The following is a 19,479-nucleotide window of genomic DNA, read 5'->3' as shown; positions in this document are numbered from 1 at the left end:
GGGGGACGGGCCGGGGCGTCCGGACGGGCCGGGTGGGCGCCGCTGCGCAGCGCGTGCACGGCGCGCACCACGTACCCGGCGAGCAGCAGCCCGCCCGCCATCGCGCCCGAGGCGTAGGTGTCCGCCGCCTGCGCCTCCGACCAGCCCGCCGCCACGCCGATCAGCAGGTACGGCGCCACCGCGACCAGCAGCGCCACGGCCAGCGACACCAGCGCCGCCCTCGGCCGCCGGTCGTCCTCCCAGCAGCGCTCGCCGACCAGGTGCAGCGCGAGCGCCATCGCCACCACCAGGCACCACCACGGCGAGGGCGCCAGTCCGACCGCCCTCGCCAGCAGGTAGACGAGGGCGAGCCCCGCCGTCGCCGCCGCCTGGCACACCAGCACCACTGTCATGTCACTGGCGAAGCGCCGCCAGAGTCCCGCCCCCGGAATCCACCCCATGCAGCGGAGGATAGGGCGGCGACCTGGTGCCCGACAGATGTCCCGCACACGTCGAGTGGCCGCATTCAGCAGGTGCACATCTGCGCTCCGCCGAACGGCAACGTGGACGCCAGCCGACTTGGAGAGACATACGGATGCCGGTTCGCAGACCCGTCGACCGTACGGGCCTGGCCGGGCCGGTGCCACGCGAACCCCGTGGCCCACCGTCGTCCGTGCTGCCCTGGAGGGTCCGCCATGACCACCGTCCCCTCGTACGCTCCGCCCGCAGTCACCCCCGTCCGGGCCGCCGGCGCGGTGCCCGCCGCGCGCCAGGAGAGCGCGTCCGGTTCCGCCTCGGCCGTCTACACCGTCGCGCTGGCCCGCGACGAGGACGACGTCCGCGCCGCCCAGCGGCTGCGCCACCAGGTCTTCGCCGATGAACTCGGCGCCACCCTGCACAGCGCCGTCCCCGGGCTGGACGTCGACCCGTTCGACGAGTTCTGCGACCACCTGCTGGTCCGCGAGGGCGAGGACGGCGCGGTCGTCGGCACCTACCGGCTGCTGCGCCCCGAGGCCGCCCGCCGGGCCGGCCGGCTCTACTCCGACGGCGAGTTCGACCTCGCCGGCCTCGCCCCGCTGCGCGACGGCCTGGTCGAGCTCGGCCGCTCCTGCATCGCCGCCGAGCACCGCGGCAACGGCGCCGTCATCAACCTGATGTGGGGCGGCATCGCCCGCTACCTCGCCGACACCGGCAACACCTGGGTGGGCGGCTGCTGCTCGATCTCCCTGGAGGACGGCGGCGCCACCGCCGCCCGGGTCCGGGACACCGTCGCCGCCAAGCACCTCGCCCCCGAGCGGTACCGGGTCACCCCGCACCGCCCCTGGGACGCCACCGGGGTGGCGCGGGCCGCGAAGGCGCCGCTGCCGGCCCTGCTCCGGGGCTACCTGCGGCTGGGCGCCTGGGTCTGCGGCGAGCCCGCGTACGACCCGGACTTCGAGTGCGCCGACCTGTTCGTGCTGCTGTCGCTGGAGCGCACCGACCCGCGCTACCTGCGGCACTTCCTCTCCGGGGTCGGCGGCGTCGGCACCGCGGCGGCCCCGGCCTCGGCCCCGGAAGCGGCCCCGGGAGCGGTCTCATGAGCGTCTGGCTGCCGACGGCCTCCTGCACGCCCGAGGACTGCCTGACCGACCCGGCACCCACCGTCGCCCTCCCCCGGCGGGTCCTGCGCCTGGCCGCCTGCCTGGCGGTGCTCACGGTGGGGATCGCGCTCACCCTGCCGGCGCGGGCACTGCCGCGCGGGCCGCGCGAGCGGCTCGCGCGGTTCTGGGCGCGCGGCCTGCTGGGCTCGCTGGGGGTCGCGGTGCGGATCGAGCCCGACCCGGGGCCGGGCGCCGGGGGCGGGGTGCTGCTGGTGGCCAACCACGTCTCCTGGCTGGACATCCCGCTGATCGCCGCGGCCCGCCCGGGCCGCTCACTGGCCAAGACCGAGGTCCGACAGTGGCCGGTGCTCGGCCCGGTGGTCGCCTGGGGCGGCACCGTCTTCCTCGACCGCGACCGGCTGCGCGCCCTGCCGGCGGCCGTCGACGAGGTGGCCGACGGTCTTCGGGCCGGCCACCCGGTGATCGTCTTCCCGGAGGGTTCCACCTGGTGCGGGCGGGAGAGCGGCCGCTTCCGCCCGGCCTTCTTCGAGGCCGCCGTCCGGTCCGGCGCCCCGGTCCAGCCGGTCGCGATCCGCTACCGGCTGGCGGACGGCCGTCCCACCAGCGTCCCCGCCTTCGTCGGCGAGGACGGCCTGCTCACCTCGCTGGCCCGGGTCGGGACCGTCCGGGGCCTGGTCGCCGAGCTGGTCTTCCGCACGGCGATCCCGGCCCCGCCCGCCGACCCGTCCCACCCCTGGGAGGCCCGCAGGGCCCTGGCCCGCACCGCCCAGTGCGCCGTGGAGGGCATCCGCTGACCCTCCCCCCGGTCAGGCCCCTCGTCAGGCCCCCTTATCAGGCCCGCGGCCCGGCGGGGAGGTCCCGCCGGGCGGGGTCGGGGGCCGGTTCGATGGAGGACAGCGTGCACCTAACAGTGTTAGATTGCAAACGCGATCGCAGCCCGCCCATCGCAGCCCGCCCGGGGAACCAGGAACAGCGAGGACCGCATGCCGGCCGACCAGGACGACGCCGCCCCGCCCGCACTCACCCGGGAGGCGCTCGCGCGGGCCGCGCTGCGGGTGCTGGAACGCGACGGCCTGGCCGGTCTGTCGATGCGCAAGGTGGCCGCCGAGGTCGGGGTCAAGGCGGCCTCGCTGTACTGGCACGTCCGCGACAAGGAGGAGCTGCTGGACCTCCTCAACGACGCGCTGATGGCCGACGTCGAGGCCCCGCCCCGCACCGGCGACTGGCGCGTCCAGCTGCGCGCCTACTGCGAGCGCTACCGCGCCCACCTGCTCGGCAGGCGGGACGCGGCCAAGGTGGTGGCGGGCCGCCTCGCGCCCGGCCCGAACCTGCTGCGCCTGTTGGAGGACCAGCTCGACCGGCTGCGCGGGGCCGGCTTCTCCGCCGCCGACGCCGCGATGGTCTCCTACCTGCTCGGCGCGTACGTGCAGGGCTTCGTGCTCCAGGAGCAGTCCCCGATGGCGGCGGCCGAGACCACCGGCACCGGCCGGCGCCAGGTCGCCGACGACGCCGCCGAGCGGTTCCGCGCGCTGCCGGCCGACGAGTTCCCCCGGCTGGTCGCGATGGCCGACGACCTCACCGGGCCGGACCTCGACGCCCGCTTCGCCTTCGGCCTCGAACGCATCCTCGACGGCCTGGCGGCGCTGCTCCCGCCCGGGCGCGGCTGACCACCCGGCCGCCCTTCGCCCGAGCGCGGCCGGCCACCCGGCCGCCCTCCGCCGGCCCCGAAATCGTTCGACCCCGGCCCGGCCGACCGCTAGTCTCGCGGGCGCCCGGCGCGACCCGTCCCACCGAGGAGGCACCCGCATGACCGCGTTCCACCCCGTCTGCGAGCCCTACGCGGAAGGCCTGCTGGACGTCGGCGACGGCCAGCGGATCCACTGGGAGGTGTCCGGCAACCCGGCCGGCAAGCCCGCCGTCGTGGTGCACGGCGGACCGGGCTCCGGACTCAACGTCCGCAACCGGAAGTACTTCGACCCCGAGCGCTACCGGCTCGTGCTGTTCTCCCAGCGCAACTGCGGCCGCAGCGAGCCGCACGCCGCCGACCCGGCGACCAGCCTGGAGCACAACACCACCGCGCACCTGATCGACGACCTGGAGCGGCTGCGCGAGCACCTGGACATCGAGCGGTGGCTGCTGTTCGGCGGCTCCTGGGGCTCCACCCTGATCCTCGCCTACGCCCAGGCGCACCCCGCCCGGGTGTCCGAGATCGTGATCAGCAGCGTCACCACGACCAGGCCGGAGGAGATCGACTGGCTCTACCGGGACGTCGGACGGCTGCTGCCCGGCCCCTGGGAGGCCTTCCGCGACGCGCTGCCGCCCGAGGACCGCGACGGCGACCTGCTCGCCGCGTACGACCGGCTGCTGAACGACCCCGACGAGTCCGTCCGCCACGCGGCCACCGTCGCCTGGGCGACCTGGGAGGACGCGGTGATCGCCCACGAGACCACGGGCTCCCCGAACGCCTACACGGACCGTCCCGCCGAGGCGCTGACCGCCTTCGTGCGGATCACCGCGCACTACTTCTCCCGCCGGGCCTTCCTGGAGCCCGGCCGGCTGCTGCGCGACGCGCACCGGCTGGCCGGCGTCCCGGGCGTGCTGATCCACGGCGCCCTCGACCTCGGCAGTCCGCTGGACACCGCCTGGACGCTCGCCAAGGCCTGGCCGGACGCCGAGCTGACGGTGATCCAGGACGCCGGGCACACCGGCGGCCCCGCCACCGGCGAGGCGGTGCTGGCCGCGATCGAGCGCTTCGCGCGGCGGTAGCCCCCACGGGCAGTGACGGGTCATCAACGGTCCGGAGCCGGGGGTGACAGGCCGGCGCCGGCCGCCGACACTGGGGGGAGAGGTTCCCATCCCAACGGGTCGGCCGGTGCCGGCCGGTACCGGCCGCGGAGAGGGCAGGCCGGCCATGAGTACGCCGTCCGCCGGGCTCCCGATCATCTACGTCCGGGGATACGCCGGAGGCACCCCCGGGATCGAGAAGGCCGTCACGGATCCGTTCTACGGATTCAACCAGGGCTCGACGCACATCCGCGTCGGCCGCCAGGACAACCCCGTTCTCTACCAGTTCGAAAGCCCGTTACTGCGCCTGCACCTCGACGAGGGATACCACATCGCCGTCGAGGGCGGGCCGCGCCCGGGCACGGAGGAGGCCCCTCCCCCCGAGAGCATCTGGATCCACCGCTTCTACGACGCCTGCTCCGGCACCTGGGGCGAGCAGGCCCGGTCGTTCGACCTGGAGACGGCCGCCCGTGACCTGCTGAAGCTGATCGACCGCGTGCGGGAGCGGACCGGCGCGCGCCGGGTGAACCTGGTCGCCCACTCGATGGGCGGACTGATCTGCCGCTGCCTGCTGCAGAAGATCATCCCGGTCGAACGCGGCGAACGCGCCACCGACTACGTCTCCAAGCTGTTCACCTACGGAACGCCGCACGGCGGCATCACCTTCGCCGTCGGCTTCGGCATCCCGGAGGCGCTGCGCGACCTGTTCAACATCAACGGCTCCGACGTCTTCGGCCCCGAGCGGATGTACCAGTACCTGACGCCGCGCCCCGACCCGGACGGGCCGCCGGACGGCTGGCGGGCGGTGGACATCACCGACGACGACGGCGGCGGCGGGCCCGCGGAGGCCGCCGGCCGCTTCCCGCTCGACCGGGTGTTCTGCATGGTCGGCACCAACTCCCGGGACTACGACGTCGGCCACGGCATCTCGGCCGAGGCCGTCGGCCCGCGCAGCGACGGGCTGGTGCAGATCGAGAACGCCCAGGTCACCGGCGCCAACCGGGCGTTCGCCTACCGCAGCCACAGCGGCAGCTACGGGCTGGTCAACTCCGAGGAGGGCTACCAGAACCTGCGCCGCTTCCTGTTCGGCGACCTGCGCGCCGCCACCGACCTGGTCGGCGTGAGCCTGCCCGGGGACGACGAGGTCACCTGGCAGGCGGAGGTCCGGCTCACGGTGCGCGGACTGCCGGTGCTGATGCACGAACGGGCCGCCCCGCACTGGTGCCCGATCCAGCTCTCCGACCCGACCGAGGCGAGCCGGCGCTCCCGGGCCGCCACCGCCGGGGACGGCGCCGTCCCGCTGGCGACCACCTTCCTCTCCAGCCGGCTGCGCCCGAAGGAGGCGGGACCACTGCGGTTCGTCCTCGACCTGAACCTGCTCTCGCTGCGCCAGCGGCACGGACTGTTCGGCTTCGGCGACCACCTGGAGCAGACCGCCGACTTCACGGACACCCTGATCGTCGACGTGGACGCCGACGGACCGCGTCCGGCGGCCTGGGCGCACTGGAACTCCGAGGTGGCCGGGGCGATCCGCGACCTCCGCCCGACCGGCGACCCGCTGCCCGACGAGGACCCGCGGGCCGCCTCCTGGCTCGCCCACGTCCCGCTGCCGGCCACCACCCGGCCGATCCTCGGCCCGGACGCCCGGATCCGCCTCAGGGTCGGCCCCTGGAACTGACGGCCCGGCGGCCGACGCCCGGGCCGCCTCAGGCGTGCCAGCCGGTCTCCGGGTGCGCGGGCCCGGCCTTGGCCTCGGGCACCGGCTGCTCGGCGGCCAGCAGGACGCGGCGCAGCAGGTCGGAGAGCTGGCGCCGTTCGACCGGACCGAGCACGCCGAGCATGCGCTGCTCCTCGCGGCCGACCACGTCCAGCGCCTGCCGCCAGGCCAGCCGGCCCGCCTCGGTCAGCTCGACGTCGACCCGGCGGCGGTCGTCGCTGGAGGGGGTGCGGACGATGAATCCGCGCCGCTCCAGCCCCTCCAGACGGCCGGTCACCGAGGCCGGCGCCAGGTTGAGGTCGGCGCGCAGATCGGACGGGGTGGCCCGGCCGCCGCGGCCGGCCAGGCCGTGCAGGGTGTCGAACTCGTGCTTCTGCAGGCCGTAGTCGGCCACGCCCTGCTCGCGGACCCGGCCGAGGTGGCGGGTGAGCTTGCTCATCCGGGTGACGGCGCCCTCGACGTCCGGGTCGAGGTGCGGCAGCACCGAGCGCCAGCGTTCGACGTGGCCGTCGGTCCAGTCGCGGGGCCGCTCGGCCGCCGTCCGGGGGGTCGCGCGTGTCATGCCCCCGAGTCTAGGCGCCCGTGAGCTGGGGATTCGGGGGGAAAAATATTTCGTTGCCGAAACTTCGGCACCGAAATACAGTCGTCCCCGTGACCCTGACCCAGCACCCGCTGCGACTGCCCGACTTCCGTCTGCTGTTCCTCGGCCGGACGATCTCCACCCTCGGCGACGCCGTCGTCCCGGCCGCGCTCGCCATCGCGGTCACCCGGGCGACCGGCTCCTCCGGCGCGCTCGCCCTCGTCCTGGGCTGCGCGATGGTCCCGCGACTGCTGCTGCTCCCGCTGGGCGGCGTCGTCGGGGACCGCGTCAACCCCCGGCTGGTCGCCCTGGTGACCGACCTGGTGCGGGCCGCCGCCCAACTGGCCGTCGGCCTCGAACTGCTCGCCGACCAGCCACGGCTGGCGCCGATCGCCGTCGCCTCGGCGGTCGGCGGTGTCGCCTCCGCCTTCGCCATGCCGACGGCGACGCCGCTGGTCGCCGCCACCGTGGCGGGGCCGCAGCGGATGCGGGCCAACGCGCTGCTCGCCTCGGCCGCCAACGCCGCCCGGCTCGGCGGCCCGGCGCTCGCCGGGACGCTGGTCTGGACGGCCGGAGCCGGCTGGGCGTTCCTGCTGGACGGCGCCTCCTTCCTGGTCAGCGCGGCGCTGCTGACCGGGCTGCGGATCCGGCACACCCCCGGCGAGCGCCGCTCGCTGCGCACCGACCTGCTGCACGGATGGAGCGAGGTGCGCTCGCGCGACTGGTACTGGAGCAGCCTGATCGGGCACGGCGTCTGGAACGGCGCCGCCGCCGTACTGCTCACCCTCGGCCCGCTGATCGCCACCCGGCGGCTGGGCGGGGACGGCGTGTGGATCGCCATGACCCAGGCCGCCGCGTGCGGCGTGCTGGCCGGCTCGCTGCTCGCGGGCCGCTACCGGCCGCGGCGGCCGGTGCTGGTCGCCAACCTGGGTCTGGCCCTGTACGCCCTGCCGCTGACCGCCCTCGCCGTGGCCGCGCCGGCACCGCTCACGGTGGCCGCGTACGCGCTGGCGATGACGGGGCTCGGCTTCCTCAGCCCGGTGTGGCAGACGGTGGTGCAGCAGGAGTTCCCGCCGCAGGTGCTGGCCCGGGTGACCTCCTACGACTGGCTGCTGTCGCTGGCCGCCGCCCCGCTCGGCTACACGCTCGCGCCGCTGGCCGCCGACGCCTGGGGCAGCACCGGGCCGCTGCTGGTCACGGCCGCCCTGGTCGCGCTCGCCTGCGCCGGCACCGCGGCCGCCCCGGGCGTCCGCGGCATCGGGCGGGCGGCGGCTCCGGACGTCGCGGGGACGGAGACCGGCGGCGTCAACGAGCGCCCTGCCAACGGGGAGACCGTCAGCGGGAAGACTGTCAGCGGGGCCGTCCGGCGGAACCCTACGATATGAGCATGATCGCCTATGCCCCAGCGGCCTTCTTCTTCCTCCTCTGCGGAATCGGAGTCCTTCGCGACCGACGCCGGTTCAGCAACGCCGTCCTGCTCGGCATCGCGGTCACCCTCCTCGCCCTCGCGCTGATCGCCGAACTGCGCCGGGCGCCCACCCTGGTGGCCGAGTTGGCGGTGGCCCTGATCGCCCTGCTCCCGACCATCGGCACCGTCGCCCTGGTCTGGTTCCTGCTCTCCAACGGGCTGACGATGATCCGCAAGGAGGGGATGCGGCCGGCGAACCTGCTGTCCCTGCTCGCCGGTCTCGGCATCCTCGGGGTGATCGCCCTGTTCACCGCGGCGGTGGCGACCGGATCCGACCGGCTCGGCATCCTCGCGGCGACCGCGATGCTGGTGGTCGGCTACGTCTCCTTCCTCTTCGTCTGCTTCGTCGGCTACGCCTTCCTCTACCAGCTTCACCGGCCGCGCGGTGACGTGGACTTCGTGGTGGTACTGGGCTCCGGGCTGATCGGCGGCGAGCGGGTGCCGCCGCTGCTCGCCAGCCGGCTCGAACGCGGCCGCGACGTCTACGAGAAGCAGGCCGCGCGCGGCAACCCGCCGATGCTGATCACCTCGGGCGGCCAGGGTCCGGACGAGAAGCTGCCGGAGTCCCACGCGATGGCGGACTACCTGGTCGAGCGCGGCTTCCCGGCCGAACACGTCACGCGCGAGGACCGCTCGCGCACCACCGAGGAGAACCTGCTGTTCAGCAAGGTGATCATGGAGGAGGCCAAACCCGACTACCACTGCGTCATCGTCACCAACAACTTCCACGCCTTCCGGGCCGCCCTGATGGCCCGCAAGACCGGCGTCACCGGCCAGGTCTTCGGCTCGCCCACCGCCCGCTACTACTGGCCGAGCGCGACGATCCGCGAGTTCGCGGCGGTCTTCCTCGCCCACAAGCTGGTCAACCTCGGGATCTGCGGCTTCCTCGCCGCCTGCGGACTGTTCGCCGCCGTGGCCGGGGGGTGACCCCGTCGTGGCCGGCGGTCAGCCGTCGTGGCGGGAGCCCAGCCGGGCCGGCCTCCCCCAGGGCGTGCCCACCTTGACGAAAGGTTGACCTGCTCACGGCAGAATGTTGGGGGCGGCGAAACCTATGGTCAGCGCATGCCTCCACTGCCCGCCGGCCGGACCGCCGCCCTCCCCGTGCTGCCCTACCGCAAGCCCACCCCCGGCCGCGACTACTGGGTGTTCGACGACGTCCTGCCCGACCCGGACGCGGTCCGGCGCCGCTGCCTGGACCGCAACGACTGGACCGAGGGCCGCCCCTACCGGCCGGAGACCTGGCCCGGGCTGCGGACCACGCCCGGCCTCGACCCGGCGGAACTGGCCCGCGTCGAGGCTCTCGTCCGCAACGCCGCCGGGGCCCCGCGGCTCTGGGTGCAGAGCGCCCCGGACGGCGGCACGCTGAACCACAACTGCGTCCAACTCGTCGGCGCCGGCGAGTCGGAGCCGCGCCCGCACACCGACTCCCGCGCGCTCTGCCGCTAGGCGGCCGTCCTCTACCTGAGCCCCGGCGCGCCCAAGGACGCCGGCACCGGCTTCTACCGCCAGCGGTTCCCCGGCGGCCGACTCGGCGGCAACCTGGTCACCGCCCCGCACACCAACCTGGTCGAGGCCCTCGGCACCCGCCGCGTCCCCGCCGACGCCTTCACCGAGGACGTCCGCGTTCCCAACCGCTACAACCGGCTGCTGGTCTACCACGCCAACCTCATCCACAGCGCCACCTCGTACCACGGCCTCGCCCTGGCGGACCGGCGGATGACGGCGGTCTTCTTCTGGATGGCCTGAGGAGGACCGGAAGGCCTGGCCGAGGACCCGTGCGCACCGGCCACCGGGCAGGATGTCCGGGGTGACCACCGTGCTCCACCCCGACCGCGTCCTGTGCGGCCTCGCCGCCAACCCCGCCCTGCCCTCCGATCTGGTCGACCGGCTGATCGCCCTCGCCACGACCACCGCCGACCCGTCGCTCGCCGAGCACCTCGCCTACGAGCTCACCGACCGCGACGACCTCGGCCGGCCCCACCTGCTCACGCTCGCCGCGGGCGTCGAGGACGCCGCCACCTGGCTCGCCCACGACGGCCGGCTCACCGCCGCCGACGTCGACCCCGCGACCCGGCCCGAGGCCGCCCTCGCCCTGCTGGCCCGGGGCGAAGGCCCACCGGAGTGGGCACGGCGGTTCGCGGCCGACCCGGACCCCCGGCGGCGCGAACGGCTCGCCGCCTGCCCGGACCTGCCGGAGGACGTGCTGCGGCGCCTCGCCCAGGACCCGGACCCCGAAGTGATCGCCGAACTCGCCCTCACGGCGCCACCCGCGCTCGCCACGGAGCTCGCCCGCCACCCGCACAGCGCCGTCCGCCGCGCGGTGGCCGCCAACGACCGCACGCCACCGCCGGTCCTGACCGCCCTGCTCACCGCCGACCACGGCACCGCGCAGCACGAGACCGCCGCCGCCGTCCTCGCCCACCCCGCCACGCCCGCTACCGCTGCCGCCCCGTTCGCCGACCACCCCGCGACACCGCTGCGCGCCGAACTCGCCGCCCGCACCGACCTCCCCGCCGAGCTGTACCTGCGGCTCGCCCACGACCCGGAACCGCCGGTCCGCCGTGCGCTCGCCGAGAACCCGGCCATCGGCGAGGAGGTGATCCGCACCCTCGCCGCGGACGAGGACGGCGACATCGCGCGCGGGCTGGTCGACCACCCGCGCGTACCGCTCGACGTGCTCACCCGGCTCGCGGCCCGGGGACGGGCCTGGCCCAGACTGCTGCCCCGGATCGCGTCCGCCTCCCCCGCCGAGGTCGCGGAGCTGGCCGCCTCGGCGGAACCGGCCGTCCGGATGCTGGTCGCCGAACGCCGCGACCTGCCGCCCGCGATCCGCGACGCGCTGGCCGCCGACCCGGACGCCAAGGTTCTGAAGGCGATAGCCCCGCACCCCGGTCTGCCCGAGCCGCTGCTGCGCGCCATGCTCACCCGGCACGCCGTCCGCGTCGCCGCCCGGATCGCCACCAACCCGGACGCCTCCCCGGCCCTGCTCACCGACCTGGCCCACCACCGGCCGCCCGTGAGCAAGGCCCTCCGCGCGATCGCCAAGCACCCCGCGGCCCCGGGCCCCGCCCTGGTCGCCTGCCTCACGGACAACGAGGCCAGCCCGATCGCCGCCACCCACCCGGCCCTGCCGCCGGAGGTGCTCACGGACCTGATCGGCGGCGACCTCCCCCACCTCGCCGAAGCCGCCGCCACCAACCCGTCCCTGCCACCCGAGACCGCCCGCGCCCTGGTCACCCGGCTGGCACCCTGGTGAGCCCGCAGGTGCCGCCCGCCGTCACCGACCGCACTGATCAGCAGAGCCGACGCAGCGACGAGGCGGCCTGGCGGGCCGTGCGCCCGGAGCCGCCGAAGCCCCGGGACGGCGGCGAACCCGCACCCGCCCTCCTCCTCACCGATGCGACCAAGGCCGCCCCGACTCGATCCGGCGAGGTCTCCCGGCCCACCGACGCCGCCCGCCATCAGCCTCCGGCCCTCACGCCGCCAGAAGGTCACGAGGACGGGCCACGTGACTCAGGCCGAGCCGAGGGTGCGGGGCAGGCCCAGATCAGCGGCAGCCCACAGGACACGCTCGGCGAAGGACGGACACAGACCAGGCCACACCACCGGCAGAAGATTCCCGCACCCACCGGCCCGATCCGAGGAAACTCGCACAGCAACCCGGCAACGCAAGCGGGGCCTCCGGCCCTCCTCAGGACACGCCGCCCGCCATCAGCCTCCAGCCCTCACACCGCCAGAAGGTCACGAGGACGGGCCACGTGACTCAACCTGAGCCGAGGGTGCGGGGCAGGCCCAGATCAGCGGCAGCCCGTAGGACCCGCTCGGCGAAGGGAGGAAATTCGCACAGCAACCCGCCGCCGCCCGCCATCGGCCTCCGGCCCTCACGCCGCCAGGAGGTCACGAGGGCGAGCCGCGTGGCTCAGGCTGAGCCGGGTGAGCGCGGCGGCGAGGCGGGCGAGATCGCGTGGTGGGACGAGGGCGGCGAGGGTGTCGGGGGTGCGGGGCAGGCCCAGATCAGCGGCAGCGCGCAGAACCCGGTCATCGAAGGACGGACGCAGACCAGGCCACACCACCTGAACCTCCCGGCAGAAGATTCCCGCGCCCACCGGACCGATCCGAGGAAACTCGCGCAGCAACCCGCCGACGCGGGCCGGGTCGCCGTCGGCCTCCTCCCGCAGGCGGCGCAGGTCGCCGTGCCAGCGGTCGAGGAGCAGCTCGGCGCCCCGGCCGAGGGCGGTCGCGGTGCTCTCGTCGTACCGGACGTAGTGGGCGCGGCCGAGGGCGTCCACCCTGCTCTGCCAACGGGAGGCGGCCATCGCCTTCGGGGTGCGCAGGCCCGCCGCGGACAGTTCGCGGGCCGCCGCGACGGCGAGGTCCGCGCTGATCCGCACCGAGCTGAGCGTAGTGAGGACCAGCAGCCGGTAGAGCGGGGCCGGCGTGTCGCGGAGCGTGATGCCCGCCTCCTCGGCGTAGGTGCGGCCGAAGCGTTTCAGCAAGGCGGCCACCGTTTCCTCGTTCCCCATGACGCGCCTCGCTTCCCGGCCTGCCGTCCTGGCCTGCCTGGCACCTGCCCGGGTTGGCGGCGGTCATGCGCGGGGAGGGAGGCGGTATGGAGAACGCCGACCGCCCCGCCACGGAGGAGGTGCGGCCGGAGTGGACCGGCCTCGACCGGCTGGGCACGCTGGAGCTGCTGCGGCTGCTGAACGCCGAGGACCGTGCGGTCACCGACGCGGTGGCCGGACAGCTGCCGCGGATCGCCGTCGTGGTGGACGCGGTCGCCGGGCGGATGACCCGGGGCGGGCGGCTGGTCTACGCGGGCGCCGGGACGGCCGGGCGGCTCGGGGTGCTGGACGCCGGGGAGTGCCCGCCGACCTTCAACACCGCCCCGGGCCAGGTGGTGGGCGTGATCGCGGGCGGCCCGGGGGCCCTGGTGCGCGCCGTGGAGGGCGCCGAGGACCGCCCCGGGCTGGCGGCCGCCGACCTGGCCGCGCTGGCGCTCACGGCCGAGGACACCGTGGTGGGCGTCTCCGCCTCCGGCCGCACCCGTACACGGTGGCGGCCGTGCGCCACGCTCGCGCCGCCGGGGCCCTGGGCGTCGGACTGGCGGGGACCGCCGGGTCACCGCTGGTCGCGGCCGCCGAGTTGGGGATCGAGGTGGTGACCGGGCCGGAGGTGGTGGCCGGTTCGACCCGGCTCAAGGCGGGGACGGCGCAGAAGCTGGTGCTGAACATGCTCTCCACGGCGGTCATGGTCCGGCTGGGCAAGACGTACGGGAACCTGATGGTCGACGTCCGCGCGGGCAACGCCAAGCTGCGCGACCGGGCCCGGCGGATCGTCACCGACATCACCGGCGCGGACGAGGAGACGACGCGGCGGGCGCTGGCGGCCACGGGAGGCGAGGTGAAGGACGCCGTCCTGGTCGTCCTCACCGGCGCGGACGCCCCGGCCGCCGCCCGGCTGCTCGCCGCAGCGGGCGGCCGGCTGCGCGAGGCCCTGGAGCTGGCGCGGGGCGGCCGGTGAGCCCGGGCGGTCACGCTGGTCGACCGCCCTGAGGCGCCCCGCCGGGCCCGGACTGGGCAAGGGCCGGCGCGAGCCCGACGCGCCTCCCGTGCTGATGCCCCCCTGGCTCTCGGTCTTCGGCGCCGTCGCCGCCGAACGGGCTCCGCCCCCGCGCCCACGGGTGTTGGAAGACGGGTACTACGGGTCATCGAGGAGGGAATGCCGAGGAGGCACCCCCACCGCCGGGCCAGGAGCGCGGGTGACCAGGGCCGGGGCGGGGGACGGTCAGGGCTGAGCGAGGCGGCGGTAGAGGTCGCCGATCTCCGGCTCGGTGGCGATCAGCGGCAGGGTGTCGAAGAACAGCTCCCACTGCCCGCCGGGGCCTATCCGCTCGACGATGCCGAAGGGCACCTCCGTGCCCTGCCCGGTCGCCGGGTCCTTGGTCCACTCGGGGACGGCCGTGCCGTGCCATTCCACGTAGGTCATGGTCCGGCCGAAGGCGACCTGGCCCGGCTTGAATCGGACGTCGGTCTGCTCGAAGAGGCGCCGGAGGTAGTCGGCCTTGCCCCCGGTGGTGGCCAGTGGCGCCGCCAGGCCGGGGCCGCCGAGGCGTGCGGCGCCCGTCCGGGCGACCAGGGCGGCGACGTCCTCGCCGTTCCAGGCGGCCAGCCGGGCGGTGATCTCCCCGGCGCGGAACCGCTCCGGGGCGCGCCGGTCGGCGGGCGCGGCGGCGGCGTCGGCCGGGTCGGCGACACCGGCGAACAGCGGACGCAGCTCGGGCGCCACCGGCTTGAACAGCTCGTGGCGGTCGTAGTAGCGGCGGGCCTGCATGGTGCGGCCGTCGTCGGACAGCACGTTCCGGGCGATCTGCGGGAAGGCGATCGGGTGGCCCTTGACGGTGGCCTCGTTCCACTGGCCGAACATCACCACCGCGCCGTCGGCGACCACCTCGGTGCCGCGGTAGCGGAAGTCCGGCACGAGGCCGAGCGAGCGGGTGATCGAGGTGCCGATGGCGGTCAGCCCGCGCTGCGGGGCGCCGCCGGCCTCCCAGAGGGTGGCCTCGTCATCGAAGATCTCCTGGTAGACGCGGACCCGGGGGTGGGTGAGGTCGCCGGGCGCGGGCGGGGTTCCGGTCGAGGTCTCGCCGAAGGCGAGCTGGCGCTGGAGGAAGGCGCAGGCGTTGGGGGTGAGCCGGCCCTCCAGGCGCTCCAGCCTCCCCTGGACGTCGGCGCACTCGGCGAGCTCCCCACCGGCCCCGGCCGTGGTCCCGGCGGTCGCGCCGGTCGCGGTGGTGACCGCGCCGAGCGCCACCGCGGCGGCCGTCGCGGCCGCGAACAGCGCGGTGCGGGCGCCGCGCTCCGGTCGGCGGGCGGGCTGGCGAACCAGCGTCATGTCGATCCCCTTCCGTGGATTCACCGCCAGGTCGGAGGGCGTCTCCGCCCGGCGGTGATCACCTTGCCGGACGGGGTCCGGGGGGTCGATTACCTCGGAGGTCATGCCCGGCGGTGAGGCCTCCTGGGCCTCCGGCCCATGGGGCAGGACGGTGCGCGACGTTGCGCCGGTGCCGGTAGCCGAGCGAGTGAGGACGTGCGCCGCCGATGCCCGTCGAGACGATCGCGCACCATCTGGTCGACGGCTTCGTCACCCACTTCCAGGCGACCGGCGTCACCTCCGGGCCGACCCGCCCGCTCAGCCGGCCGCGCGCACGGCGTCCATCCAGCGGGCGAGGCGCGGACGAGCCCGTGGGCCTCCCCGCCGACCGCCGGAAGGGCGGGGGCGCCGCCGTCCGGCGCGTCGTGCCGTCGTCCCGGGACACCCGGGACCGGAACGCGCCCCGGCCCGGGCGCGAATGCGGGCCGGATAGCGGCCGTCGCCCCAGGCGGTCGGGACAGCGGGCGGCCGACGGTGGAAGCCACGCCCGGTCGGCGCACCGGGCGGCCGCATCGGACCGACCCCAGGGAACCCCCTCATGACCGCAGAGTCCGTCCTGTCCGCCGTACTCCTCGACGCCCGCCGCTCCCTCTGTCTGCCCGACCTGCTCCGCGCCCAGGCCGACGCCCGGCCCGACGCCACCGCCGTGACCGGCGCGGGCGGCCGGCTGACCTTCCGCGAGCTCGCCGCGGCCGCCGACGCGCTGGGCGCGCGGCTGCACCGGCTGGGGGTGACCGCCGACGACTGCGTCGGCCTGTACACCGAGCCGTCGCTGGAGCTGATGACCGGGGTCTGGGGCATCCTGCACGCGGGCGCCGGGTACCTGCCGCTGTCCCCGGAGTACCCGCAGGAGCGGGTGCGCTGGATGATCGAGTCCAGCGGGACGCGGGTGATCGTCGCCCAGGAGCACCTGCGGGCCCGGCTCGCCGAGCTGGTCCCGCCGGGCACCCGGATCGTGCTCCCGGCCGACCTGCCGGACGCCCCGGACCCGGACCCGCGCGGAATCCCCCACCAGAGCCAGGGGCCCGCCGACCCGGACCCGGAGTCGCTGGCGTACGTCATCTACACCTCCGGCTCGACCGGCCGCCCCAAGGGCGTGATGATCGAGCACCACAGCATCGTGTCCCAGCTGCGCTGGCTGGCCGACGCCGGACACCTCGGCCCGGACACCGTCATCCTGCAGAAGACGCCGATGAGCTTCGACGCGGCGCAGTGGGAGATCCTGGCGCCCGCCGCCGGCGCGCACGTGGTGATGGGCGCGCCGGGCGTCTACCGCGACCCGGACGCCCTGATCGACACCGTCCTCGCGCACGGGGTCACCGCCCTGCAGTGCGTGCCCACCCTGCTCCAGGCGCTGCTGGACACCGAGCGCCTGACGGAGTGCACGACCGTGCGCGGTCTCTACTCGGGCGGCGAGCCGCTGTCGGCGCGTCTGGCGCGGGCGCTGGCCACCGCGCTGCCGGGCGCCGGCCTGGTCAACCTCTACGGCCCGACCGAGTGCACCATCAACGCGACCGCCCACCGGGTCGACCCGGCCGAGCCGGGCGACGGGGCCGGTTCGGTGCCGATCGGCGTGCCGGTGGACCGCACCCGCTGCTTCGTGCTGGACGAGCGGCTGGCGCCGGTGGAGGTCGGGGCGACCGGCGAGCTGTACATCGGCGGGGTCCAGCTGGCCCGTGGCTACCTCAACCGGCCGGATCTGACGGCGGAGCGGTTCGTCGCCTCCCCGCACCTGCCGGGCGAGCGGCTGTACCGCACCGGCGACCTCGCCCAGTGGAACCCGGACGGCACCCTGCGGTGCGCGGGCCGGGTGGACAACCAGGTCAAGCTGCGCGGCTACCGGGTGGAGCTGGACGAGATCGCGCTCGCGATCGAGGAGCACACCTGGGTGCGCCGGGCGGCCGCCGTGGTCACCGACGACACCCGCACGGGGCACCGGAACCTGGTGGCCTGCGTGGAGCTGAACCCCAAGGAGGCCGCCCTGATGGACCAGGGCGACCACGGCGGCCACCACCAGTCCAAGGCGAGCAGGCTCCAGGTGAAGGCGCAGCTGTCCAACCCGGGCGTGCGCGACGCCGCCGGGCTCGCCGGGCGGCCGGTGGTGGAGCTGCCGGGGCGCCGGGAGAGCGGGCGGCAGCGGCGGGAGACCTTCGCCCGCAAGACCTACCGCTTCTTCGAGGGCGGCCCGGTGACCAGGGGCGACCTGCTGGCGCTGCTCGCCGCCCCGCACCCGGCCGGCACGTCCGGCACGCGCGTCCACGACGTCACCCGCGGCCACGACGTCACGCTCGCCGAACTGGGCCCGGTCCTGCGCTGGTTCGGGCAGTTCCACAGCGAGGAGCGGCTGCTGCCGAAGTACGCGTACGCCTCCCCCGGCGCGCTGTACGCCACCCAGCTGTACCTGGAGACGGACGGCTCGCACGGCCCGGCCGCGGGCGTGTACTACTACCACCCGGTGGAGCACACCCTGGTCCGGGTCGGCGAGGCCGGTCCCGGGGGCGTTCCGCTGGCGCTGCACTTCCTGGGCCGGCGCGGCGCGATCGAGCCGGTGTACCGCAACAACATCCAGGAGGTGCTGGAGTTCGAGGCCGGCCACATGCTGGGCGTGCTGGAGGAGGTGCTGCCGGAGTACGGTCTCGCGGTGCGTCCGCTGGGCCACGAGCCGGACGTGCAGCACCGGCTGGACGTCGCCGAGGAGGACTTCTACCTGGGCAGCTTCACGATCGTCCCGGAGGACGGGCGGCCGCGCCGGGACGACACCGAGCTGTTCGTGCAGGCCCATCCGGGCGGGGTCGAGGGCCTGCCGGCGGGTCTGTACCGGTACGAGGGCGGGGAGCTGACCCGGATCTCGGACGAGATGGTGGAGTCCCGGCACGTCATCGCGATCAACCAGCAGGTGTACCGGCGGGCGGGGTTCGGCATCACGGCGGTGAGCCGGGCCGCCGAGCCGTGGCTGGAGTACATCGGTCTCGGCACCCGGCTGCACCACCTGCAGCGCAACGGGCTGGGCTTCGGGTTCATGTCCTCGGGCTACAGCTCGAAGAGCGGCCACCCGCTGCCGTCCGCCCGGCGGATGGAGGCGGTGCTGGCCGGGTGCGGGATCCCGGCCGGGGCGTCGTACTTCTTCCTCGGCGGGCGGGTGAGCGAGGAGCAGGTCCGCAGCGAGGGCATGCGGGAGGACGCCGTGCACATGAGGGGCCCGGCGGAGCTGATCAGGGACGAGCTGGCCGCGGTGCTGCCGGACTACATGATCCCGAACCGGGTGCTGGTGCTGGACGCGCTGCCGCTGACCGCCAACGGGAAGGTGGACGCCAAGGCGCTGGCCGCCGCCGAGCGGGTCCGGGACGCGGGTTCGGGCGCGCCGTTCGTGGCGCCGTCGACGCCGACCGAGCGCCGGCTGGCCGGGGTGTGGGCGGCCGCGCTGAAGTACGAGGCCGTCTCCACGGCGGACGGGTTCTTCGCGGCGGGCGGGAACTCGCTGATCGCGGTGGCGCTGGTCAACCGGGTGAACCGGGAGTTCGGCACCGGGCTGCCGCTGCAGGTGCTGTTCGAGTGTCCGCGGCTGGCGGACCTGGCGGCGCGGATCGACGCCGCCCGGGCCGGCGCCGGGGCGTCGCAGGCGCCGGTGTCCCGGCTGGTGCTGCTGCACCGCGACGGCTCCGGGGAGCCGGTGTTCTGCTGGCCCGGGCTGGGCGGCTACCCGATGAACCTGCGCCCGCTCGCCGGGCGCTCGGGCCGGCCGTTCTACGGGGTGCAGTCGTTCGGCATCAACCCCGGGGAGACGCCGTACCCGACGATCCGGGAGACGGCCGCCGCCGACGTGGCGGAGATCCGCCGGGTCCGGCCGCACGGCCCGTACGCCCTGTGGGGGTACTCGTTCGGCGCCCGGGTCGCCTTCGAGGCGGCCTGGCAGCTGGAGCGGGCCGGGGAGCGGGTCACGGACCTGCTGCTGATCTGCCCCGGCAACCCGGAGCTGCGGCGGGCCGACGGGGAGCGGTACGGGCGCGAGTCCTCCTACCGCAACCCGGGGTACCTGACGATCCTGTACTCGGTGTTCACCGGCTCGATCGCCGGACCGGGGCTGGAGCGGTGCCTGGCCGAGGTGCGTGACGAGGCCGGGTTCGCCGCCTTCGTCCACCGGCTGCTGCCGGACCTCGACGAGGAGCTGATCCGCCGGATCGCCCGGATCGTCGGGGAGACGTACGAGTTCGAGTACAGCTTCCGCGAGCTGGCCGAACGCCGGCTGTCGGCCCCGGTGACCGTCTTCAAGGCCGCCGGTGACGACTACTCGTTCATCGAGGGCAGTTCCGGCTGGTCGGCCGCCGCGCCGGGGACGGTGCGGCCGGCCGGCGACCACTACGGCGTGCTGCGCGAGCCGGGCGTGGCGGAGCTGGCGGCCGCGATCGCCGGCGTGGGGCAC

The 19,479-nt window shown here is 75.4% G+C and carries 13 protein-coding genes and 2 pseudogenes; 11 read left to right on the top strand and 4 right to left on the bottom strand.

All coding sequences use genetic code 11. The features are described from left to right. Positions 1 to 440: hypothetical protein (locus ABD308_RS13235; RefSeq protein ID WP_425554757.1), on the bottom strand; the 440-nt coding region annotated here is incomplete at its 3' end. A gap of 234 nt (positions 441 to 674) precedes the next feature. On the opposite strand from ABD308_RS13235, the gene ABD308_RS13230 reads away from it, so the two are divergent. From ABD308_RS13230 to ABD308_RS13210, 5 genes are all read left to right on the top strand, one after another. Then, positions 675 to 1,559, top strand: a complete 885-nt coding sequence (locus tag ABD308_RS13230) for a GNAT family N-acetyltransferase (protein WP_344332967.1) — start codon at positions 675 to 677, stop codon at positions 1,557 to 1,559. Further along, positions 1,556 to 2,374, top strand: coding sequence for a lysophospholipid acyltransferase family protein (locus ABD308_RS13225; RefSeq protein ID WP_344332965.1), 819 nt, complete (start codon positions 1,556 to 1,558; stop codon positions 2,372 to 2,374). The genes ABD308_RS13230 and ABD308_RS13225 overlap by 4 nt, the downstream gene beginning before the upstream one ends. Before the next feature lie 189 nt (positions 2,375 to 2,563). Then, a complete protein-coding gene (locus ABD308_RS13220) occupies positions 2,564 to 3,247 on the top strand; it encodes a TetR/AcrR family transcriptional regulator C-terminal domain-containing protein (protein WP_344332962.1) in 684 nt (227 codons plus the stop codon). Positions 3,248 to 3,386: 139 nt separating this feature from the next. After that, positions 3,387 to 4,346, top strand: a complete 960-nt coding sequence (gene pip / locus ABD308_RS13215; protein WP_344332959.1) for a prolyl aminopeptidase — start codon at positions 3,387 to 3,389, stop codon at positions 4,344 to 4,346. Positions 4,347 to 4,491: 145 nt separating this feature from the next. Further along, positions 4,492 to 6,042, top strand: coding sequence for an esterase/lipase family protein (locus tag ABD308_RS13210; protein ID WP_344332957.1), 1,551 nt, complete (start codon positions 4,492 to 4,494; stop codon positions 6,040 to 6,042). A 28-nt stretch (positions 6,043 to 6,070) separates the two neighbouring features. On the opposite strand, the gene ABD308_RS13205 is transcribed toward ABD308_RS13210, so the two are convergent. Then, positions 6,071 to 6,643: a MarR family winged helix-turn-helix transcriptional regulator gene (locus tag ABD308_RS13205; protein WP_344332955.1), complete on the bottom strand. Its 573-nt coding sequence runs from the start codon at positions 6,641 to 6,643 to the stop codon at positions 6,071 to 6,073. An 89-nt stretch (positions 6,644 to 6,732) separates the two neighbouring features. On the opposite strand from ABD308_RS13205, the gene ABD308_RS13200 reads away from it, so the two are divergent. From ABD308_RS13200 to ABD308_RS13185, 4 genes and pseudogenes are all read left to right on the top strand, one after another. Continuing rightward, complete coding sequence (locus ABD308_RS13200; RefSeq protein ID WP_344332952.1) at positions 6,733 to 8,046, top strand: MFS transporter; 1,314 nt, start codon at positions 6,733 to 6,735, stop codon at positions 8,044 to 8,046. Positions 8,047 to 8,048: 2 nt separating this feature from the next. Then, positions 8,049 to 9,056: a YdcF family protein gene (locus ABD308_RS13195; protein WP_344332950.1), complete on the top strand. Its 1,008-nt coding sequence runs from the start codon at positions 8,049 to 8,051 to the stop codon at positions 9,054 to 9,056. A 135-nt stretch (positions 9,057 to 9,191) separates the two neighbouring features. Further along, a pseudogene (locus ABD308_RS13190) lies at positions 9,192 to 9,875 on the top strand (DUF6445 family protein). A gap of 61 nt (positions 9,876 to 9,936) precedes the next feature. Then, positions 9,937 to 11,385, top strand: coding sequence for a hypothetical protein (locus tag ABD308_RS13185; RefSeq protein ID WP_344332949.1), 1,449 nt, complete (start codon positions 9,937 to 9,939; stop codon positions 11,383 to 11,385). Positions 11,386 to 12,010: 625 nt separating this feature from the next. Here the strand turns inward: ABD308_RS13185 and ABD308_RS13180 are convergent. Continuing rightward, positions 12,011 to 12,652: an endonuclease gene (locus ABD308_RS13180; RefSeq protein ID WP_344332948.1), complete on the bottom strand. Its 642-nt coding sequence runs from the start codon at positions 12,650 to 12,652 to the stop codon at positions 12,011 to 12,013. A gap of 65 nt (positions 12,653 to 12,717) precedes the next feature. Between ABD308_RS13180 and murQ the strand changes: the two are divergent. Further along, positions 12,718 to 13,649: pseudogene (gene murQ / locus ABD308_RS13175) on the top strand (N-acetylmuramic acid 6-phosphate etherase). A 264-nt stretch (positions 13,650 to 13,913) separates the two neighbouring features. Here the strand turns inward: murQ and ABD308_RS13170 are convergent. Beyond that, entirely contained in the window at positions 13,914 to 15,020 is a 1,107-nt protein-coding gene (locus tag ABD308_RS13170) for a hypothetical protein (RefSeq protein WP_344332946.1), read from the bottom strand. Between the two features lie 577 nt (positions 15,021 to 15,597). Between ABD308_RS13170 and ABD308_RS13165 the strand changes: the two genes are divergently transcribed. After that, a partial coding sequence (locus ABD308_RS13165; RefSeq protein WP_344332944.1) for a non-ribosomal peptide synthetase family protein occupies positions 15,598 to 19,479 on the top strand: 3,882 nt, incomplete at its 3' end.

This window comes from Kitasatospora putterlickiae (assembly GCF_039527695.1).
Classification (GTDB): Bacteria; Actinomycetota; Actinomycetes; order Streptomycetales; family Streptomycetaceae; genus Kitasatospora; species Kitasatospora putterlickiae.
The sequence above is the reverse complement of the archived record's forward strand: the minus strand, read 5'-3'. Positions and strand labels throughout refer to the sequence as shown.

Excerpts from the sequence above, each read along its gene's own strand:
- ABD308_RS13230 (WP_344332967.1), top strand. The coding sequence starts at position 675 with ATGACCACCGTCCCCTCGTACGCTCCGCCCGCAGTCACCCCCGTCCGG.
- ABD308_RS13225 (WP_344332965.1), top strand. The coding sequence starts at position 1,556 with ATGAGCGTCTGGCTGCCGACGGCCTCCTGCACGCCCGAGGACTGCCTG.
- ABD308_RS13220 (WP_344332962.1), top strand. The coding sequence starts at position 2,564 with ATGCCGGCCGACCAGGACGACGCCGCCCCGCCCGCACTCACCCGGGAG.
- pip (WP_344332959.1), top strand. The coding sequence starts at position 3,387 with ATGACCGCGTTCCACCCCGTCTGCGAGCCCTACGCGGAAGGCCTGCTG.
- ABD308_RS13210 (WP_344332957.1), top strand. The coding sequence starts at position 4,492 with ATGAGTACGCCGTCCGCCGGGCTCCCGATCATCTACGTCCGGGGATAC.
- ABD308_RS13205 (WP_344332955.1), bottom strand. The coding sequence starts at position 6,643 with ATGACACGCGCGACCCCCCGGACGGCGGCCGAGCGGCCCCGCGACTGG.
- ABD308_RS13195 (WP_344332950.1), top strand. The coding sequence starts at position 8,049 with ATGATCGCCTATGCCCCAGCGGCCTTCTTCTTCCTCCTCTGCGGAATC.
- ABD308_RS13180 (WP_344332948.1), bottom strand. The coding sequence starts at position 12,652 with ATGGGGAACGAGGAAACGGTGGCCGCCTTGCTGAAACGCTTCGGCCGC.
- ABD308_RS13170 (WP_344332946.1), bottom strand. The coding sequence starts at position 15,020 with ATGACGCTGGTTCGCCAGCCCGCCCGCCGACCGGAGCGCGGCGCCCGC.